Annotated in this window: 17 protein-coding genes and 1 tRNA gene; 9 read left to right on the top strand and 9 right to left on the bottom strand. The window is 44.1% G+C overall.

Annotation, left to right across the window (positions count from 1 at the left end; all coding sequences use genetic code 11):
• Window positions 1–113 precede the first annotated feature (113 nt).
• Window positions 114–1,466, top strand: coding sequence for a hypothetical protein (locus J0L70_RS31060; RefSeq protein ID WP_287457210.1), 1,353 nt, complete (start codon window positions 114–116; stop codon window positions 1,464–1,466).
• 160 nt (window positions 1,467–1,626) lie between these two features.
• Here J0L70_RS31060 and J0L70_RS31065 read toward each other — a convergent pair whose 3' ends face one another.
• Window positions 1,627–1,875 (bottom strand): hypothetical protein, encoded by a 249-nt coding sequence (locus J0L70_RS31065; RefSeq protein ID WP_287457212.1) that lies wholly within the window; start codon window positions 1,873–1,875, stop codon window positions 1,627–1,629.
• Between the two features lie 108 nt (window positions 1,876–1,983).
• Between J0L70_RS31065 and J0L70_RS31070 the strand changes: the two genes are divergently transcribed.
• Window positions 1,984–2,196 (top strand): hypothetical protein, encoded by a 213-nt coding sequence (locus J0L70_RS31070; RefSeq protein ID WP_287457214.1) that lies wholly within the window; start codon window positions 1,984–1,986, stop codon window positions 2,194–2,196.
• Between the two features lie 428 nt (window positions 2,197–2,624).
• Here the strand turns inward: J0L70_RS31070 and J0L70_RS31075 are convergent.
• A tRNA-Gly gene (locus J0L70_RS31075) sits at window positions 2,625–2,696 on the bottom strand.
• A 158-nt stretch (window positions 2,697–2,854) separates the two neighbouring features.
• Here J0L70_RS31075 and J0L70_RS31080 point away from each other — a divergent pair.
• The 3 genes from J0L70_RS31080 (at window position 2,855) to J0L70_RS31090 (ending at window position 5,456) form a co-directional block, all read left to right on the top strand.
• Window positions 2,855–3,349, top strand: coding sequence for a hypothetical protein (locus J0L70_RS31080; RefSeq protein ID WP_017285577.1), 495 nt, complete (start codon window positions 2,855–2,857; stop codon window positions 3,347–3,349).
• Between the two features lie 36 nt (window positions 3,350–3,385).
• Window positions 3,386–4,279, top strand: a complete 894-nt coding sequence (locus J0L70_RS31085; protein ID WP_017285578.1) for an alpha/beta fold hydrolase — start codon at window positions 3,386–3,388, stop codon at window positions 4,277–4,279.
• A gap of 127 nt (window positions 4,280–4,406) precedes the next feature.
• Window positions 4,407–5,456, top strand: coding sequence for a tetratricopeptide repeat protein (locus J0L70_RS31090; RefSeq protein ID WP_017285579.1), 1,050 nt, complete (start codon window positions 4,407–4,409; stop codon window positions 5,454–5,456).
• A gap of 14 nt (window positions 5,457–5,470) precedes the next feature.
• Here J0L70_RS31090 and J0L70_RS31095 read toward each other — a convergent pair whose 3' ends face one another.
• Window positions 5,471–5,728, bottom strand: a complete 258-nt coding sequence (locus tag J0L70_RS31095; protein WP_017285580.1) for a hypothetical protein — start codon at window positions 5,726–5,728, stop codon at window positions 5,471–5,473.
• A 431-nt stretch (window positions 5,729–6,159) separates the two neighbouring features.
• On the opposite strand from J0L70_RS31095, the gene J0L70_RS31100 reads away from it, so the two are divergent.
• Window positions 6,160–7,602, top strand: coding sequence for an ATP-binding protein (locus J0L70_RS31100; RefSeq protein WP_017285581.1), 1,443 nt, complete (start codon window positions 6,160–6,162; stop codon window positions 7,600–7,602).
• A gap of 143 nt (window positions 7,603–7,745) precedes the next feature.
• On the opposite strand, the gene J0L70_RS31105 is transcribed toward J0L70_RS31100, so the two are convergent.
• Together J0L70_RS31105 and J0L70_RS31110 are read right to left on the bottom strand one after the other, a co-directional pair.
• Complete coding sequence (locus J0L70_RS31105; protein WP_287457215.1) at window positions 7,746–8,447, bottom strand: molybdopterin-dependent oxidoreductase; 702 nt, start codon at window positions 8,445–8,447, stop codon at window positions 7,746–7,748.
• 5 nt (window positions 8,448–8,452) lie between these two features.
• The gene (locus tag J0L70_RS31110) at window positions 8,453–9,034 is read right to left on the bottom strand and encodes a cytochrome b/b6 domain-containing protein (RefSeq protein WP_017285583.1); all 582 of its coding nucleotides are present in this window, start codon (window positions 9,032–9,034) and stop codon (window positions 8,453–8,455) included.
• 118 nt (window positions 9,035–9,152) lie between these two features.
• Here J0L70_RS31110 and J0L70_RS31115 point away from each other — a divergent pair, with 118 nt between their 5' ends.
• A complete protein-coding gene (locus tag J0L70_RS31115) occupies window positions 9,153–10,394 on the top strand; it encodes a dicarboxylate/amino acid:cation symporter (RefSeq protein WP_026148321.1) in 1,242 nt (413 codons plus the stop codon).
• A gap of 175 nt (window positions 10,395–10,569) precedes the next feature.
• Here the strand turns inward: J0L70_RS31115 and J0L70_RS31120 are convergent, their stop codons facing one another.
• From J0L70_RS31120 to J0L70_RS31135, 4 genes are all read right to left on the bottom strand, one after another.
• Complete coding sequence (locus J0L70_RS31120; protein ID WP_287457216.1) at window positions 10,570–12,180, bottom strand: glycosyltransferase family 2 protein; 1,611 nt, start codon at window positions 12,178–12,180, stop codon at window positions 10,570–10,572.
• 87 nt (window positions 12,181–12,267) lie between these two features.
• Window positions 12,268–13,017 carry an HAD family hydrolase gene (locus tag J0L70_RS31125; protein WP_017285586.1) on the bottom strand — a complete coding sequence of 250 codons (750 nt, stop codon included), beginning with the start codon at window positions 13,015–13,017 and terminating at the stop codon, window positions 12,268–12,270.
• A complete protein-coding gene (locus J0L70_RS31130) occupies window positions 12,995–14,530 on the bottom strand; it encodes a mannitol dehydrogenase family protein (protein ID WP_287457218.1) in 1,536 nt (511 codons plus the stop codon). Before J0L70_RS31130 ends, J0L70_RS31125 begins: the two co-directional genes overlap by 23 nt.
• Before the next feature lie 530 nt (window positions 14,531–15,060).
• Window positions 15,061–16,953: a glycoside hydrolase family 2 protein gene (locus J0L70_RS31135; RefSeq protein ID WP_268242517.1), complete on the bottom strand. Its 1,893-nt coding sequence runs from the start codon at window positions 16,951–16,953 to the stop codon at window positions 15,061–15,063.
• A 620-nt stretch (window positions 16,954–17,573) separates the two neighbouring features.
• Here J0L70_RS31135 and J0L70_RS31140 point away from each other — a divergent pair.
• Complete coding sequence (locus J0L70_RS31140) at window positions 17,574–18,839, top strand: glycosyltransferase family 1 protein (RefSeq protein ID WP_081614711.1); 1,266 nt, start codon at window positions 17,574–17,576, stop codon at window positions 18,837–18,839.
• Complete coding sequence (gene glf, locus J0L70_RS31145) at window positions 18,832–20,028, top strand: UDP-galactopyranose mutase (RefSeq protein ID WP_287457221.1); 1,197 nt, start codon at window positions 18,832–18,834, stop codon at window positions 20,026–20,028. The genes J0L70_RS31140 and glf overlap by 8 nt, the downstream gene beginning before the upstream one ends.
• The last annotated feature ends 157 nt before the right edge of the window (window positions 20,029–20,185 follow it).

Raw genomic sequence — 20,185 nt, forward strand, 5'->3', positions numbered from 1 at the left:
CAAGTGCGACTTTGGCTTTGAATTGGGCACTGTGTTGTTTGCGTTTGTTTTGGCTCATAATCTACTCTTACCATGAGGTTGAGGGGGGGTAGCTTATTCACCTGTCCAGCTTTTTGGTTCCACCTCACTACATCTCATCTGCTGTGGAAGATGAGAATGATGGGAAGGATTATCTTCCATCTGAAGCTGTGTCTAATAGTGCTAATAGAAATCTGAAGAAAATCTCTGATTCCTTTATACAGGATTGTAAAACACTAGATTCGTGTGTAGAAACTTTGCATGGTCAACTGTGCTCTCAAATGCCTGTAAAAGCATATGAAAATATATTAGGAGACGTGATTCAAAGTTTGTCTCGGGATATTGATGCTTTTTTTGAAAGTATTAAGTTATATAGAACTGCTGTTTTCTCCTCGCAAACCAAAGAGCTAATTGCGAGGCTCGGGCTCGGGCAAAGTCTTGACAATCTGGAAGCTCAAAATCTCACCGAAGAGGAAAAAGAAAATAACAAGAAGAATGCTCAGGAGTATATTTTCCCAGGTAGAGATAAGCTTTTCAATGAGAGTTTAGCAGAGCTAATTCAGATTCAAAGAGATGTTGAAAGGTTACAGAAGGAGGTTAAAGAGCTAATTAATAAGCAAAGGGTTTCTACTGATATAAACTCGAGCGAGTGGATAAGCGAAAAGCTTAGAGATCTTGATATTGAGTTAAAAAGGGAGATTGAGGATGATATCAATAATAACCTTGTCCCCAACATCAACGCAGCAATACAGAGCAAGCTCCATGAATCAATTCTTACCTGGAAACATAACATTCAGAAACTGAGAAAAGCTCGAACGAAAAGAATTGTATATTTCGTTCTTGGCTCTGCTTTATTAAGCGGAGCAGGCTATTTTCTTTACGTTTATGCTAGGAATCAAAATACTCCTAGCGAACTATCTTCGACAGTTATCATAGGACTACTAATTAATTTTGCCTCAGATCTAGCAGCATTTTATGTCGGAAAATTGACATATAACTTCCCCCAGAAAGCTGAAAGAAAAGAGCAGGAGATAATTGGATTGTTAGGACAAGAGTGTCAGGAAATTGTGAAAAAGAACATAGAAAGCTTCAAGAGCTTAGATCTTGATGACAGTGGATTTCCTGAACTCATGCAAGATTTCTGGATAGATCTACTCTTAGAGCGACCCTTAGATGTATGGGTCAGAAACAATAAAGATCTCTTTAACTCCTTGAAAGATGCATCCAAAAAATATTTAGAATTTAGAGTTAAATATATTTCGACAGTTAATAATATCACTACTTCAGTTTCGAAGTATTTTAATAACCCAAAAACCAATTTGGAGAGACTGGAAAAGTTCACATCAAATCTTAAGGAGACTTCTATAGAACCCTCCTTTACCTTATTGAATGAGACAGAAGAAGCCCTGAAAACCTTAAGTGCCCAAATTAGAGAAGTTAAGTTCTAATACCTTAATAATAAGAAAATTTTGAAGAGCAGGAGAGTTGCTACTCTGTTTGCTGATTATGCTTGCTAGGATAAGAGACTCGTTGTCAGGAGTCCCGTTTCCTCTAACCTCCCTAACAACCATGTTTCTTTACGAGGGAGTAATTCACTCCCTTAGCTAATCACTTGGTCAAAACATTCCTAATCAAAATACTCACAACCTCTCCCGGTTGTCCTAATGAACCTGCGATTTGTGGTTTACTCCATAGTCCTGCTTCTGCATATCCAAGCGAATGCAGAAGATGAATCGTTCTCTTAACGGCTTGCGGTGAACCAATCAGTAAGTGTCTGATGCGTTCTCGATCCGATGTTAGGTCACGCTCACTATCAAGCGAATCATCACTATTTTCTAGCGCTAAGAATTCTTCCATGCTTGGAACTCAATACAGGTTAAGTTCCATCGTAATACCTTACGTACCATTTGTACCGTACAATCGGAGTTTCGATTCGTAACATTTTATGATCGGAGTCTTAATGTAATGGTTGATCAATTCGTGTCTGAAAAGCGCCCCGGACAAGAATATCTAGGATTCTACTTACCAGAAGGCAAGCGGGATCTCTTTCGAGAATATTGTCAGTTCATTGATAGCAGTATGAAAGATGAACTGGAGCAATTTATCGATCGCTGCATTTCCGATCCTAAGTTTCAGCAGTATTTAGAGATGAAGCGAAAATTGAAGCAAGGGAAATAGAAACTCTTGCCTGTGAGGAATTGAGTTCAGAGTGAGTTGTACTTAGGATCTTCTCCACATCCTATTTTCTAGCGCTTTGCTTCAAGATTGGAGTTAGGTGAATATAGGGTCATCAGATCTGAAACCGTGTGAGATCAAATAGGTAATAGTGAGATTCTTTTTTCCTTCTTTCTGAACTGAGTGCAATTTAGGGAACAAAAGCAGTGCGATCTCTAAGTCGGCTTGAGCAAGATTAGTTTGAATTTAGACTTTTGAATAGCAAACAGTCATAAGTCAAAAAATTTGCATGTTAACAATGAGAGAGAGATTAACTGGATGCAACAAGCTTTTCACTAAAGGGTTATCCGAGCTAGGATATAACTGCTCAGCCTTAGGACATTTTTAGGACAGTTGCCGATTGCAAGAACCAAGCAGTCACTTTTTTAGGAAGCGGGTAACGCGATTCGAACGCGCGACATTCACCTTGGCAAGGTGACGCTCTACCACTGAGCTATACCCGCATTTGGTACTTTATTAATATCGCACACTAACTTGGAACTGTCAAGAAACTCCAACAAAAAAATTCGAGACCTAACTGCAGAGATCTCCCCGGTCAATTCGCATTATTCAGAGATAAGGTTAGTATGTATATTCTTATTGTTAATTAGCGCTACATTCAATGGTTCAGTACACCCTCGCTCAAAGCCCCGAAATTATCCTCACTGTTTCCGGTAAAGACTCGCCCAAAGCCCGCGAGAAAGCAATGGATCAACTCATGGAACTGATGGATGAAGGGAAACTACCAACAGACTTGGCAGATGGCTTCGGACCGCAAAATTTTATCGAAATTAAAGACCCTGGTAGTCAGCCTTCCAGTGATGAAGACGCGATTAATCAAGCTGTGCAAACGTTGAGCAGTCTGGCAACTTTGAAATTAAAGGCACAGGAATCTCGATCGGAAGCCCTCCAAGTTCGGAAGCATATCGATGTTCTCTTCACAGATGATCTCGTCACCGAAGAAGAAATCAATGGGCTGAAAGAAGGTTTTAAAGTCTTGAAAAGCTATGCCCAGACTAATCTGAGATATCGAGAAGCGCGATCGCAAGCCGAACAAGCCCGCACCATTTTAGATCGGGCATTGCAATCCTCAGAGCCAGAGCCGAGAAAGAAGTAGAATATAAGTGAAGATTAGTTAAGAAAACTTCATAAAATGACTGGCACTGCAAATCAAGTCGTCTCTCTGCCCACGTTTGAGAAACTGACGTGGGATTGGCAAGGGCATTCGATTCAGTACACCGTCCTGGGAACTGGGGAGCCTTTGGTATTGATTCATGGGTTCGGAGCTTCGATCGGGCATTGGCGAAAAAATATTCCAGTCTTGGCACAGGCAGGATATCAGGTATATGCGATCGATCTGCTCGGATTTGGAGGATCGGCAAAGCCTGCACTCGACTACACCGTTGAACTTTGGGTGGAATTAATTCGAGATTTTTGGGCAGCAAACATTCAGCGACCCACCGTGTTTATCGGAAATTCGATCGGGGGATTGCTCTGCCTCATGATTTTAGCGAATCACCCTGAAATCGCAGCAGGTGGAGTTTTGCTCAATCCAGCAGGCGGACTGAATCATCGCCCGGAGGAGTTAAACCTGCCGTTGCGATTGGTCATGGGAACATTTGCCAAATTGGTTGGATCAAAGCAGTTTGGACGATGGATGTTTGATCAAGTGCGTCAGAAAGGACGAATTCGCAACAGTCTCAGGCAGGTTTACCGCGATCCGGAGGCGATCACAGATGAATTAGTGGATTTATTGCATGAACCGTCTTGTCACCCAGGCGCTCAGCAAGTCTTTGCATCTGTGTTGATGGCACCGCCGGGACCGAAACCAACCGAGTTATTACCGAATATTCAATCCCCGCTTCTGGTGATTTGGGGGGAGGCAGACCCTTGGACACCGATCGCAGGATCACAAATCTACCAATCCCTTGTCCACTCCCAGCCTGTGCAATTCGTCTCAATTCCTAATGCAGGACATTGCCCCCATGACGAGCGTCCAGAGGTTGTCAATGAGTTCATTATTCAGTGGCTCACCGAACAGAAATAGGCAGATTTTAGCTGGCACCGTGCTTGGAGAAGTAAAACTCGCAGTTTCACGGAACGCTCCACAGGGATGAACAAGCTAGGCTCTAGGGTGAAATTCCTGAAATCCTAACGTAGGGCGGGGTGTTGCTATGACTCTTGATTCAAATCCCAAGCACGATCAGCTTTCAGTGGAGCGCGACACTGTTCTCCCGATCGAAGATGCGAACAGAGTTGTCTCAGAATCATTCCATGCAGATGGTGCCGAGGCAAATCAACTGTTGAACTTGGGAATAGAGTTACATCAACGCGGAGAACTCCATGCAGCGCTCAATACATTGCAGAAAGCGCATCTTCTGTATTGGGAAATGAATGATCAGCAAGGCGCAAAGCAGGCTCTTGAGGCATTAGGACAAGTCTGCTATACGTTGGGCGAGTATGCAAAAGCGATCGATTATTCGCAGCGGAGTCTTGTCCTAGCGCAGCAAATTCGGCAGTATCTCAGTAGCGTCAAACTGTTGGGAACACTCGGAAATGCGTATCGACATCTTGCAGACCACGAGAAAGCGATCGACTATCAGAAACAGAGTTTGATGTTAGCGCAGGAACTTCGCGATCAGCGGAGTGAGATGGCAGCCCTGAACAATTTGGGATTAGCCTACAAGGCAGCAAATGAACCGGAGATCGCGATCAAGTGTGAGCAGAAAGCATTGGAAATCGCCCAGAAATTGCAAGATTATGTCGCCACGGGACAGATTTTGAAGAATTTAGGCAACGCCTTCTACGCGCTCGGCGATTTTGAGCAAGCCATCGCTTATTACCAACAACGATTGGAGTTAGCAGGTAAATTAGGCGACCAGCGGTTGGAATTGCAGGTTTTACGGAATTTAGGCAACGCTTGTAATGTGACCGGAAATTATGAAACTGCGATCGCATATAATCTGCGGCGAGTTGAGATTGCACAAAAATTAGGTGATGTCCGTACACAGGAACAAGCGTTGGGGAGCCTATGTGTGGCTTATGAAGCATTAGGTCGAACGACTTGCGCAATCAAATATTATCAGCAGCGATTGGAACTGGCACGTCAGAACCAGGATGAGCGATTGGAGTTGTATTTACTCAGCAATCTCAAGTCAGCATTCTCGATGCTTGGAGACTATACCAAAGCGAGTGAATATAGCGCACAAGCAAGACTAGGCTAGTGCGAAGTTGCAATCTAAGACGGTCGATTGATTGCTTCCGATTGAGAATATTGGGGTTTATAGGCATCTGCCGTTGCAATCAGAGACCATCCGGCATTGCGAAGCTTCTGATAAGTTGTCCATCCCTTCGATGCGCCGCGAATTTGTAAATCGGGAACGCGGTATTGGGGAAACGAGTGATAAGGTGTCCAAGTTTGGTGGGACTGTTCACGTAAATGCAGAATCTTCGTACCCCCACCCAATCCTGCCAACCAGCACATTTGTCCAGCCATTGCAGTGATTTCTCCAGTGAAAACGACGGTTGATATTGAAAGGCTTCAGTCGCCTCTCAACTGATTACGCCCACATTATGTCACCATTTATTAAAAATCATTGATAAAAAGGCAGAATTATGGGTCAAAGAATTATATCTTGCGGATGATTAATGGGGATAGAAATCAAGGCATCTGACGAATTCTAGGGTCAGATCCCTCGTGCTGAAATGACATAGGAAGAGTAAACTGCTGAGGAACAGTCGCTGAGATGAAAGTGTGGCGTTTATTCCTAAAAACGCTATTTTCTCCGTAATTTCCGGCTTTTTTTCTATATATCTGAAGATTATTCAAAATTTCTTATCTATTTTCTTGAATTGCGGATAGATATAGAAGAACATTCAGATTGCACGATTCTGCTTTTTGTTCCCCATTTCCCTTGATAACTTTCTATGACATCAGTTTTGGCTTCTGAGATTTCTTTATATGAACTGGTCGCGGGTTCGACTTCAGCGCCGTTTGCGATGCAAGTTAGCCCGGTGACATTTAAGGCATTGATGAGTAGCCTCCTCGATCTACTGGTTGAGCAGAATGATACAGCTTCGGTATGGGTAAAGTTACCGAAGGGAGATGCGTGGCAAACAGAGTTTGATCGCTATTTGGAGCGAGCAGGGGCGGATCAACAAATTCACTGCTTTAAGAATCAGCGAGACGACAATCCCGATGCTGACTTAAAACAGGCATTCGCAGGGCTTGAGCGGACGGGGACAAACCAGCCCTCAACAGTTTTAGTATCGCCGGAGAGTCCGTTAAGACGAGAATATTTTTTGCTGATCTGGTCGAAACAGTTTTGTGGTTTGTTAGTGGGGCATCGGGCAAGACTTGCCCCGGTTTTACGGGAAGGGGATACGCTGGTTCAAGTGGATGAAGACGGCACTGAGAAGAAGCAGTCTTTGATGGCATTTTTGGTCGTTGATCCGATCGTCGTGCGCGAAGCGATCGCAAGTTTACAGCCTCTTATGCCTAGGAGTGCGACGTTGCCAGAGTGGGAGACGTTCGATCCGATGCTCGTCAATCAACTGTTGACCAAGCATATTCAGCGACAAGAGGAATTATGGCAGCGGGCAAGTACCCATCGCAAACAAGCTGAAATGGCGAATTTGCTTCAGCTTCAGAATGAGGAATTACTGAGTACAATTCGGTTGAAAGATGAGTTTCTGCATAATGTAGGGCAGGAGTTACGCACGCCATTGACCAATATGAAAACGGCATTGACGTTGCTAAATTCGCCGAGTCTAAAGCCACCTCAAAAGCAGCGCTATATGGATTTGTTGGCGAGAGAATGCGATCGCCAAAGTTCACTGATTACAAGTTTGCTCGATCTCGTGAGCTTAGATCAGATGGCAGAGCAAACCACGGTTCAGGCGTTAAGTTTGGGGGATATTGTACCGGGAGTCGTGAGTACATATCAACCACTGGCAGAAGAGAAAGGGGTGCGGTTAGCCTATACGATTCCAGAGAATTTGCCTGCAATTTCGTGCTTTCCGACTTGGTTGAAGCAGATTGTGATTAATCTGTTGCACAACGGAATCAAGTTCACACCGCGAGGGGGACAGGTCTGGGTGAGAGCGAAGCAGCAGGGTGATTATGTGCAGCTTGAGTTTCGCGATACGGGCATTGGCATTGCGGCTGGAGAGATTCCGAAGATTTTCGATCGCTTTTATCGGGTGCGGCAAGCGGTGGATGAAGATATGGGCGGGGCTGGATTGGGTTTAACGATCGTTCAAAAATTGTTGCTGCATTGCGGGGGTTCTATCTCGGTAAAGAGCCGGGTAGGAGATGGATCGACGTTTAATGTGCTACTGCCGATTTATCGAGGATCAGAAGAAGGGTAAGTCTTAAATATTTGAGAGAACCTGATTCAAAAAGACTGAATTAAATAGACTGCGATGATCGGATTTCGGCTCTGCTCAGCCCACAAATTGTGTCGGTTTTGAAGGCTGAGCACAGGTGAAACATGAACATTGAATGTAAGACTTTATAATCCTGCAAACCATTCGTAGCCTTGATCTTCCCAGTAGCCTTTTGAGCGACCGAGTTGGCTGACGAGCGTAATGCGAGTCACCCATTTGCTTTGTTTGTAGCCTAATTTGATCGGGGAGGCGAGGCGGAGAGGTGCGCCATTTTCGATCGGTAAGGGTTGACCGTTCTTTTGATAAGCCATCAGTGTTTGAGGATGCAAACACGATCGCAGATCCCAACTTTCTAAATAGCGATCGGCAGATTGAAAATAGACATATTGCACACCGGGTTTAGGCTGTGCGAGTTGAATTAAATCGCGCAGTCTAACTCCGCCCCATTGCACGATCTCTGCCCAACCCTCGACACACACGTGACGAATGATCATTGAGGTCAAGGGTAATTTATAAATGTCTTCTAGGCTAAGTGACATCGGTTGATTGACTTCGCCATCAATGATCAGACGGAAGCGAGCAGGATCGATTTGTGGGGTGAATCCGAAGGTGTTGACGATCAATTGAGCCGGTTCAATCTGACTCACTGCGAATTCTGGCACGGGAGTTTGGGGCTTGAATAGCAGTTCTTCAAATTTTTGATTGAAGGGTTCTGAAACGGCTCCAACCACATCTGCAAAGATAGGGACTCCACAGCCACCCAGAATTAACCCTGAGCTTGAAATGCCAGCAATTTTGAGAAAGTCACGTCGCGAAAAGTTTTGCATGAGGTTTACCAGAACATTGAATCGATGAGGCGACTGCCGCCGACTTTCAGCACGAGGAGAGAATGAACGATCGCAAATCCAATCACCGTTGGCACACTTAGGAAATGCACCACTCGCAACGCTTGCCAGTCGCCAAACATCTCGACAATCCAAGGAAATTGAGCGGGTTTATACATACCAATCCCGCTCAGAATGGCGAGCAGGAGAATCGGCACGATCGACGTATAAACGAGTCGATGCCACGCATACGCTTTGCGTTTGGGATTCTTTCCAGTTTGCAGGGCTTGAATATCGTTTGTGCCCACAAATCGATGCCGCCATCGCCGGGTCACAAGTACGTAAATCCCATACCAAACTAAATTGAGTGAGAAAAGCCACATGCCTGCAAAGTGCCAATCTCGCCCACCTGCCAGCCATCCCCCTAATGCAAAAATGGGCGGAATGGTCATACCTTGCCGTCCTCCAAACACAGGATTGGCATTGTAGATCTGGATTCCACTGGTCAGCATGATGAATAAACTGACAACATTGATCCAGTGAAAGGTTTTGGCAAGAATTGCCTGTTTTGGGAGAACTTTTAATTCCATCGGGATTGCGCAATCTTTACATCTTGTAATGTGACATAAAACTGTGAAAGTTGCGCGTCAAGCAGTTTGGGGCAATCGACGATGATAGATTGAGGGCAGTTTTTACTTGATGTCAGCTATGAGTTTATCAACGCTCATCCTCGTGGCGATGGGAATTGGGATTGGATTTGGGTCAGTGTTACATGATTTCTTTCCGAGTGCGATCGCTCCACTCGATCAGTATTTGCTCACACCCGTGGGGACTTCTTTTTTACGATTGATCCAATTCGTGGTTGTCCCGATCGTGTTTTCTTCACTAATTTTGGGGCTGACTCGGATTCAAAATGCGGCTCAGGTTGGACGCTATGCCGTCAAGCTGATTTTGAGTTACTGCTTAACAAGCGGAGTTGCCGTCGTTGTGGGATTGGTGCTGGCAGTGGTGATCCGTCCTGGAGTTGGCGTATCCGGGTCTGGAACAATCGATATGGAAGCGATCGCACAATCTCAGTCGCTGATTGATTGGCTGGTCAGTTTGATCCCGACGAATCCGATCGAAGCGTTGAGCAATGGAAATTTGCTTCAGGTGATTTTTTCATCAGCACTGATCGGCGTAGCGATTCAGCTTGTTGGAGAAAAGGCAGCGAGTTTCGTCAGCTTTGTTGAGAGCTGTTATGCAATTTTTGAGAAAGTTCTCTCTCTCATTTTGTACGTCGCCCCGATCGGTGTGTTTGCTTTGATTAGCTCGGTGATTGCGACAGAGGGATTGCAACTGATTCTTAAGCTCTTTAATTATGTGTTCTTTCTCCTCGTCGGTAGTCTGCTGATGGTGGGCTTTTATCTATTGATCCTCTTTTTTCTCAAAGCAAAACCGATCAAATTACTACAAAGTCTAGTTCCTGCACTATCTTTAGCATTTGGAACAGCCAGTTCTAACGCAGCGCTCCCGATCTTACTCAAAGATGTTCAGGAAGAGTATGGATTGCGCGAAGACATCGCAAGTTTCGCAATTCCGTTAGGGACAGCCTTAAAACGCGATGGCTCTGCCATTCTGCAAGGATTCAATGCTGTGTTCATTGCTCAAATGTACGATATTCCACTGACCACATCTTTAGTTTTAGCGATCTCACTCAGTACTTTTTTGGTTTCTTTTAGTACCCCAGGAGTTCCAGGCGCTGGAATTATTATGATGACAACTGTTCTGAGCGCAGCAGGGTTACCGTTACAGGGAATTGCGATCGTGGCAGGCGTTGATCGGTTAACGGATGGATTCAAAACGGTGATGAATATCATCGGTAATGTGTCAAATGCAGTGATTCTCGATCGCTGGGAAACTCCGCAACCGTCAGAATCCCAAAATGAAATGCTGAGAGCTATCGACTGAGGGATACACAGCCACAATCTGAGTACTAGCCATAAAGTAAAGTTGCTCAGAATTAGCGAAGTTCCTGAGTCAAGATCTAGAGTAAACTGCGCGTGTTTAAAGAGTGGTTGCATCGGCTGATTATGTGGATTTCAAACAATATCAACATCATTCAGCCGATCTCTATCACTGGAATCTAAAGCGAGTGGCGAATTGAGCTTGAAAGTGTGGGTTCTTTCAACCCTAGATATTTCTGCCAAAAAGTATGAGACATCAGCTCTTGTGCAGCATTTTTCCAGTTTTTACTTGCGATCGACCATTCTGTCCTGCCCTTATCCACAATGCTAGACCACTGCGCCATAAGCTGAACATTGGTCAATAAATCAACATTTTGCTGATTTTCGTAACTGCGACTGAGTTTGAGCGTGCTAGGATGTACGACTTCTGGATCGATGCTCATAATCCAGTCTGGACCTTTTAGATAGTCGTCAAAGGCTTTGATGAGCATTTGAGCGCGATCGAAGTCTGGCATTAACAAAGAAAGTGCAATTTCTTGCGTCAAGTTACTGACAGTATGCTCATAGCTTGGCGAGAAATGCACAGCGTATGTAATGAGATCATTGCGGAAATAATAGTAAGTTTCCCAGTTTAAGTTCTTAGCAGAGGCAGGAATATGCCAAACTGCCATCGAAGGAAATGTCGCGATTGGAATGCCTAATGTCATTTTCGCTCTGAGGCAAAATTCAACATCATCCAGTTTGATAAAGAGTGGCAACGGCAGGTTGAGTTTTTCGACAAGTTGCCGAGAGAATGAGCAAAACCAAAAGCCACCATAATCTGCATCTTCTTCAACGAGCAATTGATTGAGCGATGCATTTTGGCTTAAGTCAATTCTATAATTGAGAGCGGTTAACGAGCCAAATGCACCCTTTGTTGCTGGATCTTCGTTGTAGGTTGCTCCTGCTTCGTACAAGACTTGTTTGTTATTAAGATCAAGTAGACCGCCTGCAATGATGAACTCAGTCTTTGCATACTCATGCACTGCGAACAACCTGCAAATGCTTTCGCTTTCTAACTCAATATCATCATCCATCAATAGAAGATGAGAGGAACTCTTTTCTGCTAGAGCTTCCATGATGCCTCTGGTAAATCCACCACTACCGCCAGCGTTTTTGTTAGGAAAGAGCTTGACTCTCGGATCATTAAACTCATTATGATCTAGCGTTCTGCCGTTGTCAGAAACAAACACTTTAAAGCTCTTATCTTGCAGAAGTTCGTCTTGTAAGAGACTTGTTAATGTTTCTCGAACATAGTTCTCTTTCTTGAAAGTGCAGATGACGATTCCGAGTGATACTTCTCTTTCTTTGGGTTGATCTGTTGCAATCCAACCTGCTGCAAAGATGCCCTGAGTACTCAGACAAGTAATTTCAAGGTAAATTCTGCCAGCTTTCTCAGTCTGAACTAGATTGATCGGTGCAAGCTTAACAGGTTTTGAGAGTTGGCATTGCTCAATCTTCTCTTCTAAAATTGTCTCTCTTTCACCGCTCTGTACTTCTCTATAAATCGCAACTCTAAAGTCACCTTCGAGTTTCAGAAGATAGTAGATAGAATTAAGCGAGGTATATTTGACATAGTAATTTTCATAAAACGAATTAAAATAAGAGCTTGAAGAGACAACTCCTCCCTGCTGTAAGACGGCTCGTTTACTATTTTCCTGAACATCGAGCGATGCTGCTTCATTACATCGAATATATAGATCGGAAATATCCGAAGACTTGGGAAGTTTTACTCTACCAACTATGTTCATAGTTCTATTTAATGGGTTGAGCGAATTTGAGCATATGCCTAAAAAGTAAGAAAGAGTGACTATCAACAACTCATTCTTACGGCTGATTTATAGTAATTGAATCAAATTGCGCATGTCTTCGATTACATGCTGAACACCTGCTGCTTGTAGTGCAGATACTCGATCGCTGCGCTCATTCTCCGTGATATGAGTTCCGCCCACATAGCCGATAACGATAGGAATTCCAGCAGCGATCGCTGACTTCACTCCGCTCATTGAATCCTCAACTGCAACACAGCTTGTGATATCTGCACCTAAGCATCTGGCAGCATGGAGATAAATATCTGGTAAGGGTTTAGGTCGTCGAACCGGAAGAGAGTCGTTTGCGCTAAAGATTCGGCAGTTTCCCTCTGCGGAATGTTCACTCGTGAAATAATCGCTCAACTGAGCAGCAACTAGGCAAGCTCTGAGCCGTCGCAGGCTACTATTACTGACTAGTGCGAATTCGACTTCCTGCCTGATCAATTCAGACAATACATCTGACGTTCCTGCGGTTGCTTGTGCTTCGAGACTGAGGTGATCGATCGCACGATTCTCTTCTTCTAATACAAGATGCTGAATATCAGCTTCGGTCAGAGCCATAGGCGAGTCTTTATAAATCTGCGCCAGAATCTCTTGATAGGGCTTTCCTGCAAAGTTTTTAATAAATTCAGGTAGATCATAAAACTGTGCGCCGGGAAATTCGCAAGCAACTTCAGCAGTGAGCTTCCACGCGCTTTTGAGCGCGATAATTTCACTATCAACAATCGTTCCATCATGATCAAACAGAACAACTTTATGCGGCTGGAATAATTTCATTCTGAATAGGCTCCTCACTGTAATATCTAAGTGTCGCTGATAGTCCACGAGTCCGAATCTCTCGCAATGCACGATCGCAGTATCGATCTAAAGTGTCAGTACATTCGCATTTCTCTAGACCGAGGATTTGGCTCAATGCTGCACCTGCTTGAGCCATGATAATGACATCTGCTTTATCATTTGCATGAAAAGCTGTGCCCGTTTCGCTGATGCCGTCTTGTAGAGCAAGCATCCATGCGGCGATCGGGAGCATTAGATGCTCTAAATTCAGCTTTTGAGCATGAGCGTCTTGTAGAATCGGAAGAATATATTTGCCTAATTTTCGAGCGGTTTCTGCTGAAATTCGCGCAATTAAATCAGGCAGTGCTTCATTACTCAGTCTACGTAATACCTGCTCGATGTACTGCTCACACATGTAGTCAGGAACCGGAGTGGCAGCAGCAATGTCCTCCATCAAGAGCCGAATAAACGAGTAAAATTCTGGCGATTTGAGACATTGATGGACGTACTCAACTCCGGCTCTCACTGCTAGACAAGCAATAAAAGAGTGAACTGCATTCAGAAATCTCGATTTCATGTATAAGAACGGAGTAATATCGTCTGTCATCGTTACTCCGGTTTCTTCCCACAAGGGGCGATCGCTCGTAAACTTATCTTCGACTACAAATTGCCAGAATGGTTCTGTAACAATGGGAGCGCGATCGCGAACTTGTAGGAGTCTGTAGGGATGCTGATCATCCGACTCATGCTTTTGGGGCACAATTCGGTCTACTACAGTATTTGGAAATGCTGCCTGATTGATAAGATAGTCAGCGAATGCAGGATCAATTTGATCTGCATAAGTCAATACAGCATGCTGCAAGATAGTTCCATTTCTAGGCAAGTTGTCGCAGGATAGGGTAGTAAACGGTGCTATATCACGCTCTCGACGACGACGAAGCGCTTCAACGATAAACCCAATTGCAGTAGTCGGACGATCAGGACGGTTCAGATCATGCACGATCGACTCGTGACTCAGATCGAGGTTGAAATTTTGGTCGAGACAGTACCCTGCTTGAGTCACCGTCAGCGTAACAAGATGCAGAGAAGGTGAAGTCATTAACTCCAGCACATAGTCTTGCTCTGTTATCCCATCGACAATCTGATTGATTGAGCCAATGACCCTTGCCGACTCATGGATTTCATCGCCGCTATATCGATCAGTTGAGGTATACAGAAAGTTCTGCGGCTGCAAGGTTGCGATCGCGCTTCGGCTTTTGAGACTCACTCCACAGATGCCCCATCTTAGGTCTTGATATTGATTAGAAAGATGCTCATGAATGATACGGGCGAGATGTGCTCTGAAGAAACGACCTGGTCCAAAGTGGACAATTCCTGTATTTAAAGCTTTGCGATTGTAAGAGGGGGATTGGTTCCAAAGGTCGGCAACATTCTTGTTAAATGCTACTTCTGAGCTTTGAGACTCTGCGCTAGTACACGCAGACAAAGCATCCGGCGAAATGTGGCTTATCATAACATTTCTGAAGGTAGAACCTATATTTAGGTGTAAAAGTATTACTTGCAAAGAAACTCAGTGAAGCCAATCAGCTTTTGAGAAAATTACTATTTCTGAAATAGCAAATAGACTGCAAGAACTTTCTATCAACGAGATAGTCACTTCACTGCGTTAAACTAAAAAGACTTGAGATAAGTGTGCATCCTGATGATATTGACATCAATGCAGCATGCTCTCTACCGCTAGTCAAATTTCCTAAATCAAGAAAAAGGTTCCCTGTATACTAAGCTTTGTCACAAAGTGTTCTCTAAGCAGAACAGTTGACTGCGAATCAGTTCTGCTTTGGAATGGAATTTGAGGCGGATAAGCACAAAGAATAGCATCTATGAAGTGAGCCTTATGGCAGATGCAAGGTTTTAGGGTAAGTCAACATGCTTGAGTGTTTGTCTAACACCACGGTCACAGCATTGATGTGAAAAAACGCCCCCTTGCCGGAACGTGAGCCGTTATCAGCGTGGGAGCGTTCATGTCATTCAGAATGCTGTGTTTTAGCTTTGCCAAGCACCACTGCATTGGGGTTGTACTGCACATTCTGAAATTTCTGTCAGTGTTTCGTGCCCGAGCGTTGCAGAAGCGATCGCTGCGATCTCAAATTTAGGAGTGCGATCGGCATAAAGCAAGCCATTTGCTTCCTGGAAGGTGTCGGTCAACTGGGTATAACAGAATCCGCTAAACATTTCGACGCGGTTTACCACGTTCAGAAGCTTGTGATACCGCAGTTGTAGGTCGCACACATCTGAGGAACGATCGTAGCCCCAGGCTTTATCTGCTTGCGTATCAGTCGGGCGAGTGTAGGCAACGCCTCCAAACTCAGTCAGCATAATGGGTTGTCCTTGATGAGGATAGCCGTCTAGGGTAAGGATTCGACCACCAGGACGCTGGCTCTCAAACAGATCCGAAAGTTTTACTTCAGAACCATAGCGTTTTGCAAGACGATCAGGCTGACTATCATAGTCATGAATTGCCAGAATGTCTGTCGTGGTACTTTCCCAGCCATCGTTACCGATCACAGGACGAGTCGGGTCAAGCGTTTTTGTCAGATAGTAAAGTGCTTGCACATAGTGCCGTTGCGCTGCTGTTTCGGCAAGGTTGGGAACTCCCCAAGATTCATTAAAGGGCACCCAAGCAATAATACAGGGATGGCTACTGTCCCGATCGAGCACTTCTTCCCATTCTCGTGTAATGCGTTCGATCGCTTTGCGCGTAAATCGATAAGCACTTGGCATTTCTTCCCAGACTAAAAGTCCCATGACATCTGCCCAATACAAGAATCGAGGGTCTTCAATCTTTTGGTGCTTACGAACGCCGTTAAAGCCCATTCGCTTTGTGAGTTCAATGTCTAGGCGCAAGGCTTCATCAGACGGAGGAGTCATCAAGGTATCTGTCCAATATCCTTGATCCAAAACGAGCCGCAGATAATAAGGATGACCATTGAGCATAAAGCGATCGCGCTGAATACTCGCAGTTCGCATCGCCGTGTAGGATTTCACTTCATCGATCAAAAATCCTCCGCGCCAAAGCTGGATCTGAGCATTGATCAGCGTCGGCTTTTCAGGACTCCATAACAGTGCATTGCGATAGTCATCAATGCCAGGATCAGAAAGCGCAATCCGGCGATTGATGTCCTCATCTACAACCTCATACATATCGTTGACGAGAAGCCGATCGTCCACACTCAGACGAACTTTGATATACAGGTCATCGCATTTTGCACCTGCCATTGATGCTTCAAATCCGATTTCCCATCGCTCAAAATGGGGTGTCCAGCGAATTTTTGAGATGTAGGTTTCTGGTACACACTCGACCCAGACAGTTTGCCAAATTCCAGTTGTACGAGGATACCAAATGCTGTGAGGCTCTGGAAGCCAATCTTGTTTTCCTCTAGGTTTAGCGAGATCATGTGGGTCGTCTTGTGCTAAGACGGTCACGCGTTGAGTTGTTCCTGGTTTGAGAAAATCGGTGATGTCAAAGCTAAATGGGGTATGTCCGCCTTCATGACCGCCAATAAAGTGATCATTCACCCAAACAGAAGCTTCATAGTCAACTGCGCCAAAGTGGAGCAAGACTCTTTGATGATCGATCGGAACTTCAAATTCTCTTTCATACCAACAATAGGGATGAAAGTTAGTATCACCGATGCCGCTTCGCTCAGATTCAGGAGCAAAGGGAACTTCGATCGTGTGAGTCCATTCCGAAATGTCACTTGGGCGTTTCCAATTTCCTTGATCGTTGAAGGAGAATTTCCAGGAGCCATTGAGGTTTATCCACTGCGATCGCTGAAGTTGCGGACGAGGATAACCTGTTTCGAGTTGACGACAAATTGCGATCGGACTAGAGACAGAATGAGCGGTTGTGTCGAGGCTTTTACCGAGTAGTTTCATGGAAGATTGCTCCTTCAATTAGGAGAAGTTGCTCTTGGCTTCAATGCTTTTAAATAGCAAGACTAAAACCTAACATCAAAATTAATACTCTTGATGAAAGTTTACAGTTTGAATGACGATCTTTTTGATACATCAATTCAAAAGACATGATATATCCTAAGTCGAATTTAAAATTTTATTCAAAAAAGGCGATGTATTTTTTCTGGACCTATTCTGCTCAGATCAAGAGTACTTATGCTTATATTTTAGCTTAATTTAATTCATCCCTGGGGCAGAAGAAGTTTCAGAAATTAGCCCATTTCTTCTAGATTTGATGAGAGATATTAGTGTTCGACAACTACGAACGAGAGAAAATATCAGACAAAAAATCTATGAATTCATATCTGTTAAGAAGATGAAAATAAGCGATTTAGTCTTCTATTAGAAAAAGTTTTTATGTATTAAGAATGACCATTATTGTTTACATTAAGCGCTTAATTATTTATTGGTTTTCGAGTCTTTTTACCCTTTTAGATCAACCAATCTCATCTCTTTAGACAGAAGCAATTCAAATGCGTTCAATCTACTTTTGTTGAAGTAGTAATCATACTCTACTTAACCTTTTAAACCTCAAAGAATCTATGTCCTCATTTAACATAGGATTGGATGGCTATATTAGTTCAAGCCAGATAAGGCAAAAGCAACTTACAGATGCATTGAAAACAGATGCATTGAAAACAAAAGAATTTCAGGCTTCTAATTTTGATGTTTCTGAGGAAGATGCAGCTAATTTAAATACACCGGATCTGGTCTGTTTATCTCATTTACGTTGGGATTTTGTCTATCAACGTCCTCAGCATCTCCTGAGTCGCTGTGCATCCCAACGAAGAACTTTCTTTATTGAAGAACCGATCTTTAAATCGAGTGCATCTTGGCGATTGGAAACCAGCAGACGTGAGTGTGGTGTTTGGGTTGTTGTTCCCCATTTGCCTAAAGGGATGAGCCAAGAGATGGTTTCAGCAATGCTGCAAACCCTGATCGATGAGCTATTTGAAGAGTATAGTATTGCTGCACCAATTCTTTGGTACTATACCCCGATCGCACTATCATTCACTGAGCAGCTTGAGGCATGCTGTGTTGTCTATGACTGCATGGATGAGCTATCGGCATTCAAAGGAGCTTCTAAAACCCTGAGGGAATGGGAGACAAAGCTATTCAAGCGAGCCGATGTCGTTTTTACAGGAGGACAAAGCCTGTACGAAGCAAAACAACATCAGCATTCTAATCTTCATGCGTTTCCTAGCAGCATTGATGTCGCACATTTTGCTCAAGCAAAAAGCATTACCGTTGATCCCCCAGATCAAGCTTGTATTGTTCATCCTCGCTTAGGGTTTTATGGTGTAATCGATGAGCGCATGAACTTAGAGTTAGTCGATGGCATTGCTGAAGCTCGACCTGATTGGCAACTGGTATTCATTGGCCCCGTTGCGAAAATAGACTTAGACTCTCTTCCTCAGCGCCCTAATCTTTACTATTTAGGCAGTAAATCTTATCAAGAATTGCCGCACTATATTGCGAACTGGGATGTTGCCTTATTGCCTTTTGCCTTGAATGAATCAACTCAGTTCATCAGCCCAACCAAAACGCCAGAGTATCTGGCAGCAGGTAAGCCTGTCGTTTCGACTTCGATTCGTGATGTGATTCGTCCCTATGGTCAAGAAGGCTTCGTTCATATTGCCGATCGACTCGAGGACTTTATTGAAAAAATTGAGCTTGCGATGCAGCAGGGACAGCCTGAACACGTTGATGCTTTTCTGGCTCAAATGTCTTGGGATCAGACTTGGGCAGGAATGATGCAGCAAGTTGAGACTGTGATTTTGAATTCTCGGAGAATTTCTAATGTTTGACTATCTGATCGTGGGTGCTGGCTTTGCAGGAAGTGTAATTGCTGAGCGATTAGCAAGTCAGTCAGGTAAGAAAGTCCTGATTTGCGATCGCAGAAATCATATTGGGGGTAATGCTTACGATCATTACAATGATGCTGGTATTTTAGTTCACCGCTATGGGCCGCACATCTTTCATACCAATTCTCGCGACGTGTTTGACTATCTCTCGAACTTTACAGCGTGGCGACCGTATGAACATCGTGTTCTTGCAAGTGTTGATGGTTTGCTGCTTCCCATTCCTATCAATCTTGATACAATCAATAAGCTTTATGGGCTAAAGCTTACTTCATTTCAGGTCGAAGAGTTTTTTGCATCAGTTGCAGAGCAGAAAGACTATATTCGCACTTCTGAAGATGTGGTTGTGAGCAAGGTTGGGCGAGAACTCTATGAAAAATTCTTTCGTAACTATACCCGCAAACAGTGGGGTATGGATCCATCCGAACTAGATAAATCGGTGACTGCCAGAGTTCCAACTCGAACGAATCGCGACGACCGCTATTTCACCGATACCTATCAAGCAATGCCGCTGCATGGATTTACTCGCATGTTCGAGAACATGTTGACACATCCTAATATCAAGGTAATGCTGAATGTAGATTATCGGGAAATTCAGAAAGTAATTCCCTATCGAGAAATTGTTTATACCGGACCTGTTGACGAATTCTTTGACTATCGCTTTGGTAAGCTCCCTTATCGATCGCTTGAATTCAAACATGAAACACACGATAAGCCTCTTTTCCAATCCGCTCCGGTGATCAATTATCCAAACGAACATGCCTATACTCGGGTGACTGAGTTCAAGTACTTAACTGGACAAGAGCATCTTAAAACCAGTATTGTTTACGAGCTACCGCAGGCAGAAGGCGATCCCTACTACCCGGTTCCCCGTCCCGAAAATGCTGAAATTTACAAGAAATATAAAGCGATCGCAGATGCGACACCGAATGTCCATTTTGTAGGACGATTAGCAACTTATAAGTACTACAACATGGATCAAGTTGTTGCTCAAGCTTTGGCAACCTACGCGAAGCTTTCCAAGCGTTCGACCTGGCATCCTGAAGATGTGCAAGTTTCTCCAAAAGCACTTGCACCCGATCAGGATCTTTCTGCTACTAAGAAAAATGGCGGCAAAGCATTGACATCAACTTAAAGCTTAGCTACTTAGCCCGGTTCATCATTCTATTAACCTGGCAATCGAAGAGAATGCAGAAGTAAGGAGAGAATTGCTAGAATCGAGACATGAAGAAACCCGATGCTCGACTGCTGAATCCAACTACCCAAAATTACCTGAGACAACAAGCGATTCG

It is taken from the genome of Leptolyngbya sp. UWPOB_LEPTO1 (genome assembly GCF_017302695.1).
Taxonomy (GTDB): Bacteria; Cyanobacteriota; Cyanobacteriia; order Leptolyngbyales; family Leptolyngbyaceae; genus Leptolyngbya; species Leptolyngbya boryana.